At 69.7% G+C, this 19864-nt stretch carries 21 protein-coding genes and 1 tRNA gene; 16 read left to right on the top strand and 6 right to left on the bottom strand.

The window, feature by feature from the left end; genetic code table 11:
* The coding region (locus HMPREF9056_RS03160) for an alpha/beta hydrolase (RefSeq protein ID WP_034513564.1) at nt 1-322 on the bottom strand (322 nt) is incomplete at its 3' end.
* A gap of 40 nt (nt 323-362) precedes the next feature.
* On the opposite strand from HMPREF9056_RS03160, the gene HMPREF9056_RS03155 reads away from it, so the two are divergent.
* Together HMPREF9056_RS03155 and HMPREF9056_RS03150 are read left to right on the top strand one after the other, a co-directional pair.
* The gene (locus tag HMPREF9056_RS03155) at nt 363-845 is read left to right on the top strand and encodes an S-ribosylhomocysteine lyase (RefSeq protein WP_009402720.1); all 483 of its coding nucleotides are present in this window, start codon (nt 363-365) and stop codon (nt 843-845) included.
* 39 nt (nt 846-884) lie between these two features.
* Nucleotides 885-1853 carry a helix-turn-helix domain-containing protein gene (locus HMPREF9056_RS03150; RefSeq protein ID WP_050792979.1) on the top strand — a complete coding sequence of 323 codons (969 nt, stop codon included), beginning with the start codon at nt 885-887 and terminating at the stop codon, nt 1851-1853.
* A gap of 79 nt (nt 1854-1932) precedes the next feature.
* Here the strand turns inward: HMPREF9056_RS03150 and HMPREF9056_RS03145 are convergent, their stop codons facing one another.
* Complete coding sequence (locus HMPREF9056_RS03145; RefSeq protein WP_009402715.1) at nt 1933-4245, bottom strand: MMPL family transporter; 2313 nt, start codon at nt 4243-4245, stop codon at nt 1933-1935.
* Between the two features lie 129 nt (nt 4246-4374).
* Here HMPREF9056_RS03145 and HMPREF9056_RS03140 point away from each other — a divergent pair, with 129 nt between their 5' ends.
* Nucleotides 4375-4998: a TetR/AcrR family transcriptional regulator gene (locus tag HMPREF9056_RS03140; RefSeq protein ID WP_009402713.1), complete on the top strand. Its 624-nt coding sequence runs from the start codon at nt 4375-4377 to the stop codon at nt 4996-4998.
* Nucleotides 4999-5317: 319 nt separating this feature from the next.
* Nucleotides 5318-6061, top strand: coding sequence for a 5'-methylthioadenosine/S-adenosylhomocysteine nucleosidase (gene mtnN, locus HMPREF9056_RS03135; RefSeq protein WP_034513562.1), 744 nt, complete (start codon nt 5318-5320; stop codon nt 6059-6061).
* 18 nt (nt 6062-6079) lie between these two features.
* Here mtnN and HMPREF9056_RS03130 read toward each other — a convergent pair whose 3' ends face one another.
* Nucleotides 6080-6427 carry a helix-turn-helix domain-containing protein gene (locus tag HMPREF9056_RS03130; protein ID WP_009402710.1) on the bottom strand — a complete coding sequence of 116 codons (348 nt, stop codon included), beginning with the start codon at nt 6425-6427 and terminating at the stop codon, nt 6080-6082.
* A 65-nt stretch (nt 6428-6492) separates the two neighbouring features.
* Between HMPREF9056_RS03130 and HMPREF9056_RS03125 the strand changes: the two genes are divergently transcribed.
* Both HMPREF9056_RS03125 and HMPREF9056_RS03120 read left to right on the top strand, forming a co-directional pair.
* Nucleotides 6493-7359 carry an NAD(P)H-binding protein gene (locus tag HMPREF9056_RS03125; protein ID WP_009402708.1) on the top strand — a complete coding sequence of 289 codons (867 nt, stop codon included), beginning with the start codon at nt 6493-6495 and terminating at the stop codon, nt 7357-7359.
* 77 nt (nt 7360-7436) lie between these two features.
* Nucleotides 7437-8072 (top strand): DUF4143 domain-containing protein, encoded by a 636-nt coding sequence (locus tag HMPREF9056_RS03120; protein ID WP_009402706.1) that lies wholly within the window; start codon nt 7437-7439, stop codon nt 8070-8072.
* Between the two features lie 44 nt (nt 8073-8116).
* Here the strand turns inward: HMPREF9056_RS03120 and HMPREF9056_RS03115 are convergent, their stop codons facing one another.
* Complete coding sequence (locus HMPREF9056_RS03115; protein ID WP_009402705.1) at nt 8117-8425, bottom strand: thiamine-binding protein; 309 nt, start codon at nt 8423-8425, stop codon at nt 8117-8119.
* An 88-nt stretch (nt 8426-8513) separates the two neighbouring features.
* Here HMPREF9056_RS03115 and HMPREF9056_RS03110 point away from each other — a divergent pair, with 88 nt between their 5' ends.
* Together HMPREF9056_RS03110 and HMPREF9056_RS03105 are read left to right on the top strand one after the other, a co-directional pair.
* Nucleotides 8514-9044 carry a MerR family transcriptional regulator gene (locus HMPREF9056_RS03110; protein ID WP_009402704.1) on the top strand — a complete coding sequence of 177 codons (531 nt, stop codon included), beginning with the start codon at nt 8514-8516 and terminating at the stop codon, nt 9042-9044.
* Nucleotides 9041-9469: a carboxymuconolactone decarboxylase family protein gene (locus HMPREF9056_RS03105; RefSeq protein WP_009402703.1), complete on the top strand. Its 429-nt coding sequence runs from the start codon at nt 9041-9043 to the stop codon at nt 9467-9469. The genes HMPREF9056_RS03110 and HMPREF9056_RS03105 overlap by 4 nt, the downstream gene beginning before the upstream one ends.
* 248 nt (nt 9470-9717) lie before the next feature.
* Here HMPREF9056_RS03105 and HMPREF9056_RS03100 read toward each other — a convergent pair whose 3' ends face one another.
* A complete protein-coding gene (locus HMPREF9056_RS03100; RefSeq protein WP_009402701.1) occupies nt 9718-11301 on the bottom strand; it encodes an aspartate:alanine exchanger family transporter in 1584 nt (527 codons plus the stop codon).
* 296 nt (nt 11302-11597) lie between these two features.
* Between HMPREF9056_RS03100 and HMPREF9056_RS03095 the strand changes: the two genes are divergently transcribed.
* The 5 genes from HMPREF9056_RS03095 (at nt 11598) to HMPREF9056_RS03075 (ending at nt 16736) form a co-directional block, all read left to right on the top strand.
* A complete protein-coding gene (locus HMPREF9056_RS03095) occupies nt 11598-12290 on the top strand; it encodes a TetR/AcrR family transcriptional regulator (protein WP_009402700.1) in 693 nt (230 codons plus the stop codon).
* A gap of 361 nt (nt 12291-12651) precedes the next feature.
* A complete protein-coding gene (locus HMPREF9056_RS03090; RefSeq protein ID WP_009402699.1) occupies nt 12652-13215 on the top strand; it encodes a hypothetical protein in 564 nt (187 codons plus the stop codon).
* 177 nt (nt 13216-13392) lie between these two features.
* Nucleotides 13393-15783 carry a carbon starvation CstA family protein gene (locus tag HMPREF9056_RS03085; protein WP_009402698.1) on the top strand — a complete coding sequence of 797 codons (2391 nt, stop codon included), beginning with the start codon at nt 13393-13395 and terminating at the stop codon, nt 15781-15783.
* Nucleotides 15780-16079 (top strand): YbdD/YjiX family protein, encoded by a 300-nt coding sequence (locus HMPREF9056_RS03080; RefSeq protein ID WP_009402697.1) that lies wholly within the window; start codon nt 15780-15782, stop codon nt 16077-16079. The genes HMPREF9056_RS03085 and HMPREF9056_RS03080 overlap by 4 nt, the downstream gene beginning before the upstream one ends.
* Before the next feature lie 81 nt (nt 16080-16160).
* Nucleotides 16161-16736 (top strand): VanZ family protein, encoded by a 576-nt coding sequence (locus HMPREF9056_RS03075; RefSeq protein ID WP_253269908.1) that lies wholly within the window; start codon nt 16161-16163, stop codon nt 16734-16736.
* Between the two features lie 173 nt (nt 16737-16909).
* Here the strand turns inward: HMPREF9056_RS03075 and HMPREF9056_RS03070 are convergent.
* Nucleotides 16910-16993: transfer RNA gene (locus HMPREF9056_RS03070), tRNA-Leu, on the bottom strand.
* A gap of 257 nt (nt 16994-17250) precedes the next feature.
* Between HMPREF9056_RS03070 and HMPREF9056_RS03065 the strand changes: the two genes are divergently transcribed.
* The 3 genes from HMPREF9056_RS03065 to HMPREF9056_RS03055 are packed head-to-tail and all read left to right on the top strand — an operon-like array spanning nt 17251 to nt 19864.
* Entirely contained in the window at nt 17251-17958 is a 708-nt protein-coding gene (locus HMPREF9056_RS03065; protein ID WP_009402695.1) for a DUF3662 and FHA domain-containing protein, read from the top strand.
* Nucleotides 17955-18431 (top strand): FHA domain-containing protein, encoded by a 477-nt coding sequence (locus HMPREF9056_RS03060; RefSeq protein WP_009402694.1) that lies wholly within the window; start codon nt 17955-17957, stop codon nt 18429-18431. The genes HMPREF9056_RS03065 and HMPREF9056_RS03060 overlap by 4 nt, the downstream gene beginning before the upstream one ends.
* Nucleotides 18428-19864 (top strand): PP2C family serine/threonine-protein phosphatase, encoded by a 1437-nt coding sequence (locus HMPREF9056_RS03055; RefSeq protein ID WP_009402693.1) that lies wholly within the window; start codon nt 18428-18430, stop codon nt 19862-19864. The genes HMPREF9056_RS03060 and HMPREF9056_RS03055 overlap by 4 nt, the downstream gene beginning before the upstream one ends.

Genomic DNA, 19864 nt, shown 5'->3' with positions numbered 1-19864 from the left:
CGCCCATCGAGTGCCCGATGACGACCGGGGCCGGCGGCGTCGGCAGGCCCAGGGCGGCCCGGCCGCGCGAGGCGGCGGCAAGGTCCTCCAGGACGGCGATGAGGTCCTCCACCAGCACCTCCCCGGCCCGCTCGAGCTGGGTCGGCTCCCACCGCGGGGACAGGCCGTGCCCGCGGGCATCGACTGCGACGACCCGGTAACTGCGCCCCACCCAGTGGTCGATCGCCTCGGCCAAGGAGACCGCGGAACCGGTGATGCCGTGAAGAAGGACCAGGGTGGGGGCGCCGTCGGGCCCCGCGACGATGCGCGCCAGTGATCTCATGCCCCCATCCTGCCTCGTCCCCGCCCCGTAGGCTGACCCCATGAGCGACACGAGCGAGCAGAGCACGCCGAGGATGAACGTCGAGTCCTTCAACCTGGACCACACCAAGGTGGCCGCGCCCTATGTGCGCGTGGCCGACCGCAAGGAGCTGCCGGGAGGAGACGTCCTGGTCAAGTACGACGTGCGTTTCTGCCAACCCAACCGCGCCCACCTGGAGATGGAGGCCGTGCACTCCATCGAGCACCTGAGCGCCGAGCTCATGCGCAACCACACCGACCGCCTCATCGACTTCTCCCCCATGGGCTGCCAGACCGGCTTCTACGCCCTGATGCTGGGGGTGGGGACCGAGGAGTTCCTGCCGCTGCTGGAGGCCGCCTTCCGCGACATCCTCGACGCCGAGGAGGTGCCGGCGGCCAACGAGGTTCAGTGCGGCTGGGGGGCGAACCACTCGCTGGCCGCGGCCCAGGAGGCGGTGCGCGGCTTCCTCGCCGCCCGCGAGGAGTGGACACGGGTCACGGCCTGAGCGGGCCGGTCCGCCGATTTCTAAGAGCGACGAGAACCGTTGACAACCATGGAGAGCACCGTCATCGCCAATCCCGCCAACCCCGTCCTCATCTGGTGGGTCATCGCCCAGCCGCTGCTGCTCCTGCTGTCCTACCTGGTGGGGCGGGCGACGCGCTTCCTGCTGCGCGGGCGGGTCACCGTCTCGGACGCGTCGGCCACGCTCATCGCGCTCGTCGGCCTGTGGCTGGGGCTGCTGCTGGCGGGCTGGCTCTTCGAGGAGGGCGACCTGTTCTCGGTCAAGATGCTGGCGACCTCCTGCGGCGTGGCGGCCGTCGTACTGGTCGCGACCTCCGCGGTGCTGGCACGCCTCCAGCACCATCGCACGCTCCTGCCGATCGCGGAGGTCGCCCAGATGGGCGAGTCCGACCGCCTGGAGTTCAAGTCCTCGGCGCGCTGGAACCTGCGCACGGACAAGCGCGATGACGCGATGGAGGAGGTCGTGGCCAAGACGGTGGCCGCCTTCATGAACTCCGCGGGCGGCACGCTCCTGCTCGGGGTGGATGACAGCGGCAACCTCATCGGGCTCGGCCCCGACTACACGACCCTCAAGCAGCCCGACGCCGACCGCTTCGAGCTGTGGCTGCGCGGCATGTGGCGCACGCGCATGGGGACGAACGCGGCCGCACTGCCGCAGGTGGACTTCGCGCCCACGCCGGACGGGACGGCGGAGGTGTGCCGGGTGACCGCGCCCCCGTCCCCGCTGCCGGTCTACCTCAAGCCGGCCAAGGGGCACGACGGTGCGGCGCTGTGGGTGCGGGTCGGCAACTCGACACGGCGCCTGGAGGTGGACGACGCCGTCGACTACGTCATGCTGCGCTGGCCGCGGATCAACCACGTGGCCTGGCCGATCCGGCTGGGCAACTTCCTGCTGCGCCGGGATCAGTCGCCCCGGGCGCTGCCCATCAACCCGGCCGCGGCCGTCACGGCGGCCACGGGCTCCCGGGACGATGAGGGTTCAGGGCAGTAGTCCGTCGTAGGCCGCAGAACCCGGCGGGGCGGGGCCGGCGGGAAGCCGCCTGCCCCGCCGACCACCGCGAGCGCCGGGCTCAGGACACGACAGCAGCCTCCATGTCCTCGGCCTGATCGTCCACGGAGTCCGTCTCCGATCGGACCGACTGGCCGGCATCGGCCTCCTCCTGCTCCAGTGCCTGCTCCAGGCCCTCCCCCTCGACGTCGACGACGGGGAGCAGCCGGTCCAGCCATGCCGGCAGCCACCAGGCCTTCTCCCCCAGCGCCACCATGAGTGCGGGGATGAGGGTCATACGCACGAGGAAGGCGTCGGCGGCGATCCCGACGGTCAGACCGAGGGCGATGGGCTTGACGTAGACGTTGTCGGTGTGGACGAAGGCCATGAAGACGCCGGTCATGATGACGGCCGCCGCCACAACGACTTTCGCGCTGCCCAGGAATCCGGTCTCGACCGCCGCCGCGGCCGCCTCACGACGAGCCGCGTGCGTCGCGTCACCACGTCGTCGGGTCCACTCCTCGCGCATGCGTGAGACGAGGAAGACCTGGTAGTCCATGGCCAGCCCGAACAGAACTCCCATGACGATGACCGGCAGGAAGGAGATGACGGCGCCCACCTTGGAGACGGCCAGGAGGTCGGCCGCCCAGCCCCAGCCGAAGACGGCGCCAACGGCGCCCATGCCCGCACCCAGCGACAGCAGGTACCCGAGGGTCGCGGTCACGGGAACGGCGATGGAGCGGAAGACCACCATGAGGAGGATGAACGAGAGGCCCACCACCACGATGCCGAAGGGGATGAGGGCGGCGTTGAGCTCCTCGGCGACATCGATCGCGACGGCGGTCTGGCCGGTGACCATGACATCGGTGAGCCCGTAGCGGCTCTCGTAGTCGCCTGCGTGGGAGCGGATGTTGCGCACGAGCTCCATCGTGGCGGGGTCGGCCTGCGACTTCTCGGGACGGAGCTGGACGAAGGCGAGGGTCCCGTCCTGGTTGGGAGTGGCCAGGGAGACTCCCTCGACGCCGTCGAGCTGGGAGAGGTCACGGGCCAGGCCCTGGACCGCGGCGACGGAACCGGATGGCTGAGAGACGTCGGCGATCACGACGATGGGGGAGTTGTAGCCCTCGCCGTAAGCCGCGGCGACGGCGTCGTAGGTCTCGCGCTGCTGCGATCCCTTCTCGGCGAAGCCGTTGTCGGTCAGGGCCAGGCGCAGGCCGCTGGCGGGGATGGCGCACAGTCCCAGGAGGACAACGACGGCGCCGATGGTCGTCCAGGGGCGGCGGGTCACTGCGCGCACCCAGCGGGACGCTGGCCTCCGGTCCGCGTCCGCGCCGCCATCGGCGGCCCTGCGGCGGCGCGGGAGCAGACGCTCGCCGAAAATGCCGATCAAAGCGGGGACGACCGTCAGCGCCACGAGTACGGCTACCGCCACGACTGCCGCCGAGGCCAGTCCCATCGTGGTCAGGAATCTGATATGGGCCACGCTCAGACCGCACAGGGCCACGATGACCGTGGTTCCGGCGAAGACGACAGCTCCTCCGGAGGTGGCGATGGCCCGCCCGGCGGCCTCGGCCGGATCGACGCCATCGGCGAGGTACTCGCGCGCCCGCGAGACGATGAACAGGGCGTAGTCGATACCGACTGCCAGCCCAATCATGACGGCCAGGACCGGGGTGGTGGAGTTGATGTCGGTGATGCTCGCCGTCGCGAGGATGCCGAGCATGCCGACGCCCACACCGACGGCGGCGGCGATGAGCGGGGTACCCGCAGCCATGAAGGAACCGAAGGTGATGAGCAGGACGATCGCGGCGATGGCGACGCCGACGAGCTCGACGGCGGAGATGCCGATCCCCACCTCCTGGTCAATGTTGCCACTGCGCCGAACTGTCAGGGACGAGTCCATGGCCTCGGTGCGTTCGGCCAGGGTGTCGAGGTCCTTGGCAACGGTCTTGGCCTTCGGCGTGGTTCCGGTGGTGATCGAGCCGACCGAGGTGTCGGCCTGCACCTGGACCAGGACGTGGGCGCCGTCGGCGGAGACGGTTGACGCCGCCCCCGTGGCCTGATCCCCGAAAGGCGGGGAGACCATGGCGACGCCGTCGATCTGCGAGGCCCGAAGAGCGAAGGCGTTGATGGCCGCGGCGTGGTTCTCGATCTGGCCGTCGGAGCTCGTGATGAGGACCTGCTCGCTCGTGCCGGCCGCTTGGGGAAGCCGATCGGAGAGGACCTCCAGGCCGCGCATCGACTCGGTACCGGAGATGGTGAAGGTGTCGTCGAGCTGGGCACCGGTGGTGGCGACAACACCACCGAGGGCGGCGATGAGCAGTGCCCAGGCAGCGAGGACCCGGGTGGCGTGGCGAGCGCACCACCGGCCCACGGATAGGAGGAAGGCGGACATGAGAGACCTTTCAGGAGGCACGGAGACGATCAAATTCGATACGAAAACGTACTGGATATATTCATGTATTGAAACCCGAGTCGCTGTGACTCCCCGCACCCCCGCCGCGCCGGTAAGGTGGGCGGTCTCATGACACCGAGTACCGACTCATCCACCTCCGAGCGCACATTGCGCAAGCGGGAGAACACCCGCGCCCGCCTCATCGAGGCGGCCGCGGACATCGTCGCCTCCAAGGGCATCGCCAGCACTCGCATTGACGACGTCGTCAAGCAGGCCGGCTTCACCCGGGGCGCCTTCTATTCCAACTACTCCTCGCTCCAGGACATCCTGACCGAGGCCATCGTCACGCGCTCCAACACCTTGCTGTCACGAGTCACGCAGGCCATCGACTCCTTCGAGGGCGCCCCCACGATGGACTCGCTCATGGAGCTGCTCGAGGCCATCCGCCCCGAGGCGCGCACCATCTACCTGCTGACCACGGAGTACTCCCTCTTCCAGCTGCGCAACCCCGACAGCCCCACGATCCCCGGAACGGCTCGCGCCGACTTCACCGCCAGACTGTCCGGGACGGTCGAGAAGGTTCTCGCCCGCATGGGGCGCCGCCCCACCGTTCCCACGGCGGGCCTGGCCGACATCGTCAGCCTGCTCTTCATGGACTCGATCGCCGAGAACATCGACTCCGACAGGCTGCGCGACCTCATCGAGGCGGTCATCATCGGACTGAGCACACCGACGGACGCGGGCGACGCCTGAGTCGCTCCGTACCAGAGCCTGCCTCCCGTCGAGGCGACGGATCCCGCCCCCACACAAGGTGCACATCGACACCATCCCCGACGACAGAAGGCCACAGCTACCAGTCGACTCCCACTGCACACTCTCTACAGCGCCACAACGGAGCCACCATGCGGCGAATCTGTCCGTACGGGACGACTTTGAATCACAGCAGCCGCACCGCGGTTTACAAAGGCCCAGGTCATCGCCCTGTTACTTACAGATACCGGATTCGATCAACCGCTAAAGTCGTCCCGTCTGGACACTTTCAGGGCTCGGGCGCCCTCTGTAGGCTCGGCGCGTGAGTCGCACCAGTGCCGCGCCCGTCATCGTCTCCTGCGCCATGGCCGAGGAGGCCCAGCCCTTCCTGAACGCCCTGCCCGAGCGCGCGGGGGCCCGGCCTCCGGCCCTGCTCGGCGCTGCACGCGCCTGGTCACTCCAGCTGCCCGGCGGCGAGCGCGAGCTCATCCTGGTGCGCAGCGGCATCGGACTTGTGGCGGCCGCGAGCGCGCTGGCGGCCACGCTGGCTCAGGTTCGCCCCAGCGCCGTCGTCTCGGCGGGAACCACCGGAGGGCTCGGCCGACAGGTCGAGGTCGGCGACATGTGCGCCTCGGCGACCCTGGCCTACACCGACGCCGACGCCACCGCCTTCGGTTACGCCCGCGGCCAGACCCCGGGCCAGCCGGAGTCCTTCGCCGGGGACCCTGCTCTGCTGGAGCGCCTGGGGGAGGTGGGCCAGAAGGCCCTGCGCAGCGCCACGGCGTCGTCGGGCGCGGCGCGGCTGCGCGTCGGTCAGATGCTGGCCGGCAACTCCTTCGTGACGGCCGCGAATGTGGCCGATACCCGCGAGGTCTTCCCCGCGGCGCTGAGCACGGACATGGAGTCGACGGCGCTGGCGCAGGTGGCGGCGAGCGCCGGCGTCCCCTTCGTCTCGGTGCGTGGCGTGTCCGACCTGTGCGGCCCCGAGGCGGGTCAGGACTTCCACATCGCCGCCGAGGAGGCCGCCGCCCGCAGCGCCGCGGTCGTCCTGGCTCTGCTCGGCTGAGCCACGACGACCCGCGCCTCACCGGCGCGAGTCGCGCTGCGGCGTGAAGGCCGACGTCGGGCAGCTGGCGCCCCACTCGTTCATCGCGTCAAGCACCGGCCGCAGGCTCCTGCCCAGCTCGGTGAGCTCGTAGACCACCCGGGGCGGCACCTCGGGGTAGGCGCTCCGGGTGACGATGCCGCGCGACTCGAACATCCGCAGCCGACTGGTCAGCGTGTGCGCACTGATCCCCGGCAGGGCGGCGCGCAGCTCCCCGAAGCGCTGCGGGCCATGCATGAGCTCACGCACGATGAGCGTCGCCCACGGCCCGTCGAACAGCAGCAGGAACCTCGCCACCCCGCACTCGGGAAGTTCGACCTCATTCATGACGTCGAAACCTACCCCAATAGTGCAGTTGACGTAACTGGTGCACAATATGCACTAATGGCTCCATGGCTGACATCATTCATGGCGCCACAGGCGCCCAAGGCTCTCCGGTCCTGTCCGCTCTCACCGCCGCCGGGCACACCGCCATCGCAGCGGTCCGCCACCCTGAAACCGTCCCCGACGGCATCGCCGCTCGGCAGGTCGACCTGGCCTCAGCGGACTCCCTCACCTCCGTCTACGAGGGCGCCGACAGCGTCTTCATCCACCTGCCCATGGGCGCACCCGAGGCGGCGACCGCCCAGGCCCGGGCCGTCGTGGAGGCAGTCACCCGGGCCCGCCCCGGCCGTGTCGTCATCTCCACCAGCGGGCAGATCGTCGACCAGCCGGGCTCTCCACTGCAAGCGCCCGCGGACAGCCCCATCATGACGCTCATCGACGGCGTGACCGGCAGCGGCGTCCCCACGGCCGTCGTCGCACCGCGCCTCTACCTGGAGAACCTCCTCCTGCCGGTTGTCCTGGCCCCCACGCGTCAGGAGGGAGTACTGCGCTACCCGCTCCCGGCGTCGTTCCCGGTCTCATGGAGCTCCCACCTGGATGTGGCCGAGGTCGTCGCCCGCCTGCTCACGGATGCCTCACCCACCACGGGCACGGTCGGCGTCGGTCACCTGCCCGGACTGATGGGACCGGATCTGGCCGCGGCCCTCTCCAGCCACCTGGGCCGCGAGGTCCGTTTCGAGGGCATCACGCCGGAGGCCTTCGGCGACCTCATCACGCCGCTCTTCGGACCGGCCGCGGCGCCGGTCGTCGAACTCTACCGGGCCCTCAACGCACAGGACGGCAGCACCATCGCCGAGGGCAGCAGCGCCCAGGAGCTCCTGGGACTCCGGCCGCGCCCGATCGAGCAGTGGCTGAAGGACCTGGCGGTCTCGTAGCCGGACTCACCGACGTTTTCTTCATAGATGAACCTGTTCTTCATGGATGACCCGGAGCCGCGTCGTTTGTGAAGAAAATGTCGGTCTCGCCAGCCGGCGAGCCTTGGCAGCTCATCACCTCACTCGCCCGCTCCACAGCGAGCGAGGTTTCCCAGTCAACGCTGCGCAAGGACATATCGCGGACGCTGCCCGCGCCGTCGGAGGCCACCGTTGCCAAGCTGCTCGAACTGCTGGAGCGAGTCTTCATCCTTGAGACGATCCAGCCCTGGGCGGTCTCCCTGCGCTCCAAGGCCCGTCTGCGCCGTTCACCCAAGTACCACTCGGCGGACCCGGCACTGGCTGCCGCCGCGTTGCGTGCTGACACCAGCCGCCTCAGCACAGACCTGGCGACACTCGGTTTCCTGTTCGAGTCCGCTGCCATCCACGATCTGCTGGTCCACACCGAGGCCCTGGGAGGGCACCTGTACCACTATCGCGACTCCAACGGGCACGAGATCGACGCAGTGATCACCATGCCCAACGGCAGTTGGGCTGCCATTGAGGTGAAGGTCGGTGGCGGACAGGTACAGCGCGGAGCCCAGAGCCTGGCCTCTGCCATCGCCCAGATCGACATGGCGCCTCCCGCATTCAAGGCGGTCATCACCGGAACCGGTTTCAGGGCGACCCTGCCCGACGGCACGATCACGTTCCCGTTGCACGAGCTGCGGCCTTGAACCACGGCCGACAAGCCGCCTGAGAAATCAACCGAGGACGCTGCTCAGTCGGCCTCGCGCAGGCGGGCCTCGACGCGCTCGACCTTCGCGGTCATCTGATCGGTCCAGCCCGGGCGGATATCGGCCTTGAGGACGAGCGCCACGCGCGGACTCACCTCGGCAACCGCCTCGCAGGCCCGCTTGACCACGTCCATGCACTCGTCCCACTCGCCCTCGATCGTGGTGAACATCGACGTCGTCTCACAGGGCAGGCCCGAGTCGCGCACCACGCGCACGGCTCGGGCCACCGCCTCGGAGACCGAGCCGTCGGGCGTGTCGGTAGTGGTCGGGGACACGGAGAAGGCGAGAAGCATGCGGCCAGGCTAGCCCCGCTGCGCCGCTCGGGCCGCCGCTCCGACCGTTCTTGCCTTCGAGCGCACTCGAAGATCTACGGTCTCAGGCATGACCAGCACGATCGCTCCAGGCAGCGAGCCTGACGACGCCCGGCTCCGCGAGGCGCTCCGGCTCGCCTCCGTCCCACGCAGCGACGACGTCGGACCGGCAGCCGGGCCCGGTGCGGCCGGATGGGACATCGCGACCACCGCCGACCGCCTGGGAGTCAGCGCCCACACCCTGCGCTACTACGAGCGGATCGGGCTCGTGCGGGTGGACCGCGACGTCTCCGGACGCCGTCGTTACGACACCGCGGGCGTGCGGCGTCTGGTATTCCTCACCCGGATGCGGACCTCGGGCATGCCGATCCGCGACCTGCGGCGCTACGTCGAGCTGGTCGAGGCCGGTCGGGACACGGTGCCCGAGCGCCTGTCCCTGCTCACCGAGCACCGCGACGACCTGCGCGCCCGGATCGACGAGCTCCAGCTGGCGCTGGCCGCCACCGACTACAAGATCGCCGCCTACACGCGGGAGCTGGAGGAGCAGGCCACCGCGGACGACATCGACACCTTCGACACTGACAAGGAGAACCCCTCATGACCACTGAGACCACTCACCCCCAGCACGACGTCAACAGCCCCGAGAACCTGGCGCGGCGCGAGCGCGGCCTGGAGGTCGCCCGCTCGGTCGACGGCGAGGCCGCGCAGGCCGTCATCGACTCGCTGGCGGACATCAGCCCGGCGCTCGGCCACCACATCGCGGCCTTCGGCTTCGGGGACGTCTACGCCCGCCCCGACCTGGAGCCGCGCGACCGCCAGCTCGTCACGATCGGCGTGCTCACAGCCCTGGGCGGCTGCGAGCCGCAGCTGCGGATCCACATCGGGGCCGCCCTCAACGTGGGTCTGACCCGCGAGGAGATCATCGAGGCGATCCTGCACGCCTCGGTCTACGCCGGCTTCCCGCGAGCGCTCAACGCCACCTTTGTGGCCCGCGAGGTCTTCGCCGAGCGCGACACCGCCGACTGAGCGTCCGCACCGGCCCATATCGCGCTGCCTCAGCAGGTCGCGAAAGAGGCGTGCGTGTCCACATCGGTGACAAAGGCGGGCTCCGGGTACACACCGCCACAAAGAAACCGCATGATTCCGCGGTTCCGTTGACGGCCTGATCGGGCCGCAGGTTCCTTTGTCACCGATGTGGACACCACCGGGCTCACTCGGCCCGGATCCGGCGGCTCGAGAGGCACTCCCTCGTGCATCGCCGCCAGGATCCGCACCTACAGCGCCACGAGGACCTGGACCATGACGATCTTGACGACGATGGCCAGGGCGAACAGGGTTGCGTAACCGGCCTCGATACGTTCGTCGTCGCGTTTGGACAGGGCGAAGGCGAGGATTGCGGGCTGTCCGACGAGCCCGGCCAGGCCGCCGGCGGCGCGCTGCGCGGAGACCCCGGCCCAGCGCGCCCCGGCCAGCAGGACGATCGCGCTGACCGCCACGACGAGCGCGGCGAGCACCCCCACCTTGAGCCCCGTTGTCGAGAAGGCCGACGCCGCGAAGTCCGGCCCGGAGGCCAACCCGATCGCGGCCAGGAAGAACAGCAGTCCCAGCTGGCGGATGGTGGCGTTGGCGGCGTGCGGCAACCCCCATACGAAGGGACCGGTGCGCCCCACCCACCCCAGGATCATGCCGACGACGAGCGGCCCGGCCGCCACCCCGAGCCGCAGGGTGATGCCACCGGGCAGCGGGATCGCCACCAGTCCCAGCAGCACTCCGAGCGCCATGCCGGCCCCCACGGAGAAGGCATCGATCTGGGCGATGGATCGCTCGGAGTCGCCGAACCAGTCGGCGGCCCGCTCCAGCTCGTCGCTGGGGACGACCGCCAGCACCCGGTCACCGAGCTCCAGGACGAGGTCCTCACGGGCCAGCAGGTCCAGGTCCCCGCGCTTGACGCGGGTGATGACGCCCTGGAAGCGCCCGGGCATATCCACCTCGGCGATAGTGCGCCCGGCCACCCGCGTCGAGGAGACGGTCAGGCGCCGGAAGTCGACGACGCTGCGGTCCTTGGCCAGGCACTTGTTGAGCCCGGTGCCCAGGTCGTGCATGGCGGACTCGACGGCGGCCGGCGCCCCGACGATGACGACCTTGTCCCCGGGCAGCAGCTCCTCACCGGGGGCCACGACCCGGGTCTCTCCGTCGCGCTCCAGGTAGGAGATACGGATGCTCCCCTCCTTGAAGGCCTTCATCTCGCCGAGGGCCACCCGCTGCAGGAGGTAGACGCTGGTGGCGGTGATGCCGTCGGCGCTGGCGGGCCGTGGATCGCGCCCCCCGGGCCAGGAGCGCCCCACAACCCCGGACACGATGAGGATGGCGACGGCCACGCCCACGGGGTAGGCCAGGGCGTAGCCGACGGCGGGCTCCTGGGTGCCGGCCGCCTCGATGGCGGCGTCGAGCACCGGCGAGGTGAGGGTACCCGCATAGGCGCCGGAGTCCATGGCGGGGCTCACGCCGGCCAGGTGGGAGTAGAGGCCGCCCGCCCCGCCGGCGATCACGAGCGCGACGACGCACAGGGCCATGAGCGGCAACTGCCTGCGCAGATCGCGGAAGAAGGTGTTGCCGGCGGCCAGGCCCACGGTGTAGCAGAACAGGGCCAGGCCAAGGCTGCGCAGCAGGGTGAGGTTGGCGCCGAGCCGGGGGTCGAGGGCTCCCACCGCGAGGCCGACGAAGAGGGCCCCGGCCGCGCCGAAGCGGATCGGCCCGAGCGGGACCTGCCCGACGGCGGTCCCCAGGCCGATGACGAGGAAGACGGTGAGGATCGGCGCCTGAGCGAGGACGTCGAGGACGGGATGGAGCACGGACACGAGGCCAGGGTATCCGTATGCCCAGAACGCCCCGCCCACTGATCCAGGCACCGGTCTCAGTCGAACACGGATGCGTGTCACCGGAGCGCGCCATAGTAAGGATGCCTTCCGCGGCGGGTCACCCCTGGCACCTGCTTGATTCAGCTGCTCAAAGGCCGATGCCCCTTCGGGAGCCATCCGGTGGCAGCCGGGTGGCTCTCTCGCATTGGGGCACTTCAGGATCCATAGGGGAACTCCAGAGAACACTCCGTCACCCTTTTTAGAGTTTTTACTCTAAAAAGGGCTACAGTGCTTCCATGCCCGACGACGCCACCACGCCCTCCTCCGCACCCGAGACCCCGAGACCCCCGCGCAGCCCCAAGCGCACGGCCCGACGCCGCACCGCGATCCTGGACGCCGCCCGTCACCTGTTCACCCAGCACGGCATCGACCCTGTCACCACCAACCAGATCGCCGCCGAGGCCGGTATCAGCCCGGGGAACCTGTACTACTGGTTCCGCTCCAAGGCGGAGATCGTCCGCGCCCTGTTCGACGACTGGGCTGAGCGCATGCGCATCCCCGCCGAGCAGGTGACCGAGCCGGTCGACGCCCTGCGCGCACTGTGGAACCGCGCCACCCAGACGCAGCAACCGGATCCGGCCTACGCCTTCTTCCTACGCGACCTCCTCCCTCTCCTCCACACCGACCCGGCCCTGGCCGCGGCCTACCGCCAGGGCTACGCCACCCGCCGCGACGAGTTCGTCCGCGCCGTCGAGCGCATCATCGACGCCGGGCTCCTGTACCCACCGGCCCCGCCCACCACCATCCGCGACCTCGTGAGCCTGCTCTGGCTCGTCTCGGAGACCGCCCAGCCCTTCGCCAGCATCGTCGACGACACCCGCATCGACTCCCAGCGCTACGGGCGCGCCATCATCGAGCCGCACCTCACCGAGGCCGGTCGCCGCGCCCTGCATCTGCCCACCAGCGCCGACGACGGAGACCACGCATGACGACCCCGATCGCGTCACACCGCTGTGCGATCCGGACGGCCGCGAGCGCGCCGCCGGCTTCGGCTGCGCCCTCTACGCCATCGAGGTCGCCGCTCGCGCGCAGGGCAAGCGGGCCGAGATCGAGCCCTGGCCCGACGGCGCCTCGGAGCGCTCCGATCACATTGCCCGCATCCGGGTCGTCAACGACGCCCCGCCTACCTCCCGGGAGCAGGAGCTGGCCACAGCGATCCCGCGGCGTCACACGTATCGCGGCCCCTTCACCGCCAGCGCCCCGGAGCAGGCCGTCCTCGACTCGCTCACCGAGGCCGCCCCGGACGGCGCTCAGTTCGTCTGGGTCACTGAGGCGTCGGCCGTCGCGAGGGTGGGTGACCTGTACGTCGAGGCCACCCAGGCGATCGCCGACGACACGCGGATGTCGGCGGACTCCTTCGCCTGGTTCCGCAACGACCGCTCCCAGATCGACGCCCACCGCGACGGCCTGACTCTCGACTGCCAGGGCCTGAGCAGCACCATGCTGGTGGCGGCCAAGATCCTGCCCGCCCAGTCGCGCGAGGCCTCCGACGACTTCTGGGTCAAAAGCACTCGCGAGGTCCATACCGCCACCGCCCGTACCTACGGGATCGTCCGGGTCGACGACGTTGACAACCCCCGCAACCGCCTCGATGGCGGCCGTCTGCTCCAGCACGTCCACCTGGCCGCGACCGCCGTCGGACTCGGGCTGCACCACATGAACCAGGTGACCGAGCGGATCGCCCGCGATGCCGCGCATGATCGGCCGGACCGGCTCTCGCAGCGCTGGGCCGCCATCACCGGCGTCCCGGCCCCCCAGAGCCTGCTCGCCTTCCGCGTGGGCCACCCCGAGCGCGCCGCACGGCCCAGTCCGCGGCGGTACCTGGACGACGTCGTACGTGACGCCGGGCAGTAGCCACCGGAAGGAGTATCCAATAGGTGGGATAAATAGAACGGATGCCGGGGCGGAGGACGAGCACGTCGCCGTCGGACTCATGGTTGCTTCCCTTCGGCTACCAGGAGGAATACCCTGGGGACCGTCATCGGTGACGATGACGCACACCACTTTCTCGACGACGAGAACGGAATCCCGATGCCCCAGAAAGAAACCTCCCTGCCCTCCTACACGGAGCAGGAGGAAAAACGGATCATCCGCAACGCCGACGGCGTCCCCGTCGGCATACGTCCTGACAATCGATGGACACCCGCACGGATCGCCACATGGGCGATCATCACCGCCCTGGGCGTCCTGGGCTGGTGGATGCTCGCGATCGTGCGCGGCGAGCACGTCAACACCATCTGGTTCGTGGTCACCGCCGTGTGCACCTACGCCATCGGGTACCGCTTCTACGCCCTCTACATCCAGCGGCGCATCATGCGCCCCGACGACACCAACGCCACCCCGGCCGAGCGCATCAACAACGGGCGCGACTTCGACCCCACCCACCGCGTCGTCCTCTACGGCCACCACTTCGCGGCCATCGCCGGCGCCGGCCCGCTGGTCGGCCCGGTCCTCGCGGCCCAGATGGGCTACCTGCCCGGCACCCTGTGGATCATCATCGGCGTGCTCGTGGCCGGCGCCGTCCAGGACATGCTCGTCCTGTTCTTCTCCATGCGCCGCGGCGGCCGCTCACTGGGCCAGATGGCCACCGACGAGATCGGCAAGGTCGGCGGCATCGTGGCCACCGTCGTCGTCTTCGTCATGCTCATGATCGTCCTGGCCGTGCTGGCCATGGTCTGCGTCAACGCCCTGGCCGCCTCCCCCTGGGGCGTCTTCTCGGTGGGCATGACGATCCCGATCGCCATCGGGATGGGCCTGTGGCTGCGCTTCGTCCAGCCCGGCAAGATCACCCAGGTCTCCTTCGTCGGCTTCGGCCTGCTCATCGCCGTCATCATCGGCGGGCGCTGGGTGGCCGAGTCCTCCCTGGGCCACTACCTGCACCTGTCCCCCACCGCCCTGGTGTGGGCGATGATCATCTACGGCTTCCTGGCCGCGGTCCTGCCGGTGTGGGTCCTGCTCACCCCGCGCGACTACCTGTCGACCTTCATGAAGGTCGGCACCATCACGATCCTGGCCCTGGGCATCATCATCGTGCGCCCCCTGGTGGAGATGGCCGCCGTCACCGAGTTCGCCTTCAACACCGACGGCCCGGTCTTCGCCGGCACCCTCTTCCCCTTCCTGTTCATCACCATCGCCTGCGGAGCCCTGTCCGGCATGCACGCCATGGTCTCCTCGGGCACCAGCCCCAAGATGGTGGAGAAGGAGACCCAGGTCCGCATGATCGGCTACGGCGGCATGCTCATGGAGTCCTTCGTGGCGATCATGGCGCTGGCGGCCGCGGTCTCCCTGAGCCCGGGCATCTACTTCTCCATGAACACCTCGACGGCGACCATGAACAAGATCGCTGGCCCCGAGACGGTCGCCTCCGCCCCCTGCAAGACCACCGACGACCCCGAGCACCACTGCGAGAGGCTCGCCGAGGCCGCCGTGGCCAAGCTCGGTGTCACCGACGCCCAGGGCCGCAAGCTCAACCCCGAGTGGGACTCCTGGGACGATCAGGGCAACCCCAAGACCTACACGGGCGCTGAGGCCCTGGAGCGCCTGGCCAGCGACGTCGGCGAGCCCAACGTCGTCTCACGCACCGGAGGCGCCCCCACCCTGTCGGTGGGTATTGCCCACATCCTCCACCAGATCGGCGGCGGGCGCGCCATGATGGGCTTCTGGTACCACTTCGCCATCATGTTCGAGGCTCTGTTCATCCTCTCGGCCGTCGACGCCGTCACCCGCGTGGCCCGCTTCCAGCTCTCCGACGCGCTGGGCAACGCCTTCCCCAAGTTCAAGGACCCGTCCTGGCACGTGGGCGCCTGGGGGACCACGGCCGTCGTCGTCGCCTCCTGGGGAGCCCTGCTCCTCATGGGCGTGACCGACCCGCGCGGCGGCATCCAGACGCTCTACCCGCTGTTCGGTATCGCCAACCAGCTCATCGCGGCCGTGGCCCTGCTGGTGGTCACCGTCATGGTGGTGCGCAAGGGCTACACGAAGTGGGTGTGGATCCCCGCGATCCCACTGGTGTTCGACACGGCCGTCACCTTCACGGCCTCATGGCAGAAGATCTTCTCCACCGACCCGCTCGTGGGCTACTTCCAGCAGCATCGCGAGGCCGTCGCCAAGCTGGGCACGCTCACCGACCCGGCCAAGATCGAGGAGACCCGGGCGATCGTGCGCAACACGATGATTCAGGGCACGCTGTCGATCATCTTCCTGGTCATGGTCGCCTTCGTCATGATCTGCGGCCTCATCCGCATCATCCAGACGATCCGCAACCGGGACACGACGACGTCGGAGGACCCGCACCAGGAGTCCAACTTCTACGCGCCCGAGACGATGATCGCCTCCTCGCTCATGAAGAAGGTCTCCCGGGAGTACGAGCAGGTCGGCGACCCGGCCCTCATCCCCCACAAGGCTCACGCGGAGAAGTCATGACACCGACCAGTGCGACGACGCAGCCGGGCACCCGCCGTCAGGTGCGCGAGGCCCTGGTCCGGGCCCGTGCCCTGTGGCGGGACATGACCGGGGAGTCGGCTTACGACCGCTACCTGGAGCGCTACGCCCGCGAGCACGCCGGCTGCCCGAACCGCCCCGACGGCGCCCACGGGTCGGGACACGAGTCAGCGCATGAACAGGGGCATGAGCCGGCGCACGGCCCCATGAGCGAGCGCGAGTTCTGGCGCGCCCGGGCCAGGCAGGCCGAGACGGAGATCTCGACCGGCTGCTGCTGAGTCCTGGGGCACACCCTTGTGCTCCGATCGTTACCGCCCGCCTTCCGGGGTCCTCGGAGGGCGGGCGGTAGCGTCGTGAACGTGCCCACCCAGTCACGCACCCCCGTGCCCCTGAGCTCCGCCGACTCACCCGAAGCCTCCTGCACGACCTCCACAGTCCCATCCACGGCCCCCTCATCTACGGCGTCGCCCGGCTCATCGGCCGGCCGCTCCGCCACCCTCCCAAGCACGGTGGAGGGCCTTCTTCCCCGCCACACCTCCCACGAACGGATCGCCCGCGTCGCGGCGGTCGTCCTCCTGGTCATCATCTGCGTGGCGGTCGTGTGGCCCTCCGGGCGCGAGGTCGCCGAGCTCAAGGACTCCCTGGGGCCGACCTTCCTCAGCTCGGAGGGCAAGGACGTCGTCCTCAACCTGGTGATGCTGGCGCCGGCCACCTTCTGCGCCGTCGCGGGCTGGCGGGACATCCCCTGGTGGATGTGGGCGCTGGTGGGCTGCGTCGTCGGGCTGAGCGCCGAGGTGCTCCAGAGCCTTCTGCCAATGCTGGAGAGGCGGCCCTCACTGGCCAATGTCGGCCAGAACGCCGTCGGCGCCTGGGCCGGAGCGCTGGCCGCCTGGTACCTGCTGCGCCGTCTCCACCCCCGGCCCGCCTCGACCTGAGCCACTGAGAGCCTGCGTCAGCAGGCGCTGCTGTGGGGGTCTACTCCACGAACCTCAGCTCCTCCTGGCTGAGGGTTGACCGCACTGCGGAGAGCGAAAGGGAAAGCTACCGGCGGGAAAGGCGCAGGCAGCCGAAAGGCCCGAACCTCGAGGGCTCGGGCCTTTCCGTTCTGTGCGCGGGGGGGGACTCGAACCCCCATGATCGTAAGATCACACGGACCTGAACCGTGCGCGTCTACCAATTCCGCCACTCGCGCGAGAAGCGAGCATGAGACTAGCCCGCCACCCCCGCCGTCGTCCAATCCTCAGGCCCACATGGGGCCGTGAGACCGCTCACGACACAATTACCTCACACAGGCAGGGCCGTCTTCCCTGCAATGTCTTCGATACCGTTACGATGGGAACGGTATCGGCCTGCGTGCAGGTCCGTTGCAGGCCCATAGCGAGGCGGGGCAGTCCCGCCTCCCGGCTCCATCCCGGGGGCCGCCACACCACATTGGGGGAGGTACTGTCCATGGGATTCCTGGACAAGTTCGAGAAGGGCGTCGAGAACGTCACGAACCGCGCCATGTCCCGTTTCTCGGACGACATCGAGCCCATCGAGATCGCCTCGAAGCTCCGCGAGACCATGGACAAGCGCGCCGCGTCCTTCGCGCGCGACCGTTCAGTGGTTCCCAACATCTTCCGCATCCACCTCACTCCGCCGAGCATCGAGCGCATCACGGCCTGGGGCCAGGACGAGATGGTGCGTCAGATGGAGGAGGTCGCCACCTCGCACGCCGCCGACCAGGGCTACTCCTTCGTCGGCCCCGTGGAGGTCTCCTTCCTGGTCAACAACACCCCCAACGCCCCGGCCATCGAGATCGAGTCCTCCACACGGCGCGGCGCCGCCGCCCCGGCCGCCTCCGCCACCGCCACCCCGGCGCACCCGATCGTCGACATCAACGGCCAGCGCTACCTGCTCACCGGCCCGGTCACCGTCGTCGGACGCGGCTCGGAGGCGGACATCATCGTGGACGACTCCGGCGTCTCACGCCGTCACCTGGAGATCCGCCTGACACACGGCAACGCCATCGCCAGCGACCTGGGCTCCACCAACGGAACCTTCGTCGAGGGCCAGCGGGTCGACGCCGTCACACTCGTCGACGGCAACACCCTCACCATCGGCCGCACCCAGATCCTGTTCTGGGACGGCACCCAGAACAGCGGAGTCAACGGGTGAGCGCACTCGCCTTCACGATCCTACGGCTGGGCTACCTGGTCCTGCTGTGGTTCTTCCTGTACCTCATCGTGCGCGTCATGCGACGCGATATGGCCGACTCCCCCGTCGCGGCCCCGTCGCGTCGGCGCTCCGCGAACGCCTCCGAGCAGCCGGCGGGCCCTCCCCCCAGGGGCCGACGTCGTAGCGCCACCCGCCTGGTCATCACCGAGGGCCCCCTGGCCGGCTCAACCGTGCCCCTGAGCCCGTCGTCGATCATCATCGGCCGCTCGCCCTCGTGCACCCTGGTCCTCGACGACTCCTACGCCTCGTCGCGCCACGCCCGAGTCTTCCCCAAGGACGGCGCCTGGTGGCTGGAGGACCTCGGCTCCACCAACGGAACCATGATGGACGGCCGCCCCGTGCACGGCGCCGTTGAGCTCCCCATGAACATTCCTGTCAGAATCGGCCAAACGACGCTGGAGCTGCGCTCATGACCATCTCCCTGCGCTTCGCCGCGCGCTCCGACGTCGGCCTGGTCCGCCAGTCCAACCAGGACTCGGGCTACGCCGGCCCCCACCTGTGCCTGCTGTGCGACGGGATGGGCGGACCCGCGGGCGGAGACATCGCCTCGGCGGTCGCCATCGAGCACCTCATGCCACTGGACGCCGACTCCCACCAGGCCGGTGAGCTGCTGGGCCTCATGCGCGACGCCGTCCAGGCCGCCCACACCGAGCTCGTCACCCTGTCCTCCCAGGACCCCGACCTCGCCGGGCTGGGCACCACCTGCATCGGCGTCATGCGCAGCGGCAACAAGCTCGCCATGGTCCACGTCGGCGACTCGCGCGCCTACATGCTGCGCGACGGCACCCTCACCCAGGTCACCACCGACCACACCTTCGTGGAGTACCTCGTGGAGACCGGGCGCCTCACCCGAGACCAGGCCCGCCAGCACCCCCAGCGCTCGGTCCTCCTGCGCGTCCTGGGGGACACCGAGGGCGAGGTCCAGCTCGACGAGTCGATCCGCGAGGCGGTCCCCGGCGACCGCTGGCTGCTGTGCTCCGACGGCCTGAGCGGTCCGGTGACCGCTGAGACCATCGGAGAGGTCCTGGCCGGAGTCGCCGACCCCGGCCAGGCCGCCGACCAGCTCATCGACCTCGCGCTGCGCGCCGGCGGGCCGGACAACGTCACCGCCGTCGTCTTCGACGTCGTCAAGGACGATCCCGAGCCGCAGACCGTCCCCCAGGTGGTGGGCAGCGCCGCCACCGAGCGCCTGGCCCAGGAGCGCGCCGCAGCCGCCCACCGCAGGGCCGGCGACGACGCCGGCGCCAAGGACACCGAGGGCGCCAGCCCCGCCGCCAAGGCCGCGGCTCTCATGGCCACGCTGGAGGAGCAGCCCGACTCCGACTCCACGAAGGACTCCTCCGACGTCGACGACGTCATTGCCGCCGAGGCCGCCACCCAGGACAAGGCCCGACGCCGTCACCGCCGTCGGATCCTGGTGGGGAGCCTCGTCCTGCTGGCCACGCTCGTCGGCGCCAGCGCCCTGTTCTACCGCTGGACCCAGACCCGCTACTACGTCTCCACCTACGACGGCCAGGTCGCCATCTACCAGGGGATCCCCCAGTCCATCGGCCCCCTCAAGCTGAGCCACTCGGTCAAGGCCTACGCGGACCTACCGGTGGAGAAGCTCGATAACAACATCCGTGAGCGCCTGGAGGCCACTGTCACCCAGAAGTCGATGAGCGACGCGCAGACCTACGTCGACAAGACGGTCCGCTCCTACCTCAGGCCGACCGGCTCCCGGCAAGGCTCCTCGGGCTCGACGGCCACGCCCTCCCCCACCCCGTCCCCGACGTCGGCACCCGCTCCCGCACCGGAGGCGCCCGCCGAACCGGCTCAGCCCGACCAGGCCGGGCAGGAGGGATGA

Origin of the sequence: Actinomyces sp. oral taxon 170 str. F0386 (genome assembly GCF_000195595.1) — a bacterium.
Taxonomy (GTDB): Bacteria; Actinomycetota; Actinomycetes; order Actinomycetales; family Actinomycetaceae; genus Actinomyces.
Note: the sequence above shows the minus strand (reverse complement) of the source record. Positions and strands in the feature narration are given on the sequence as shown.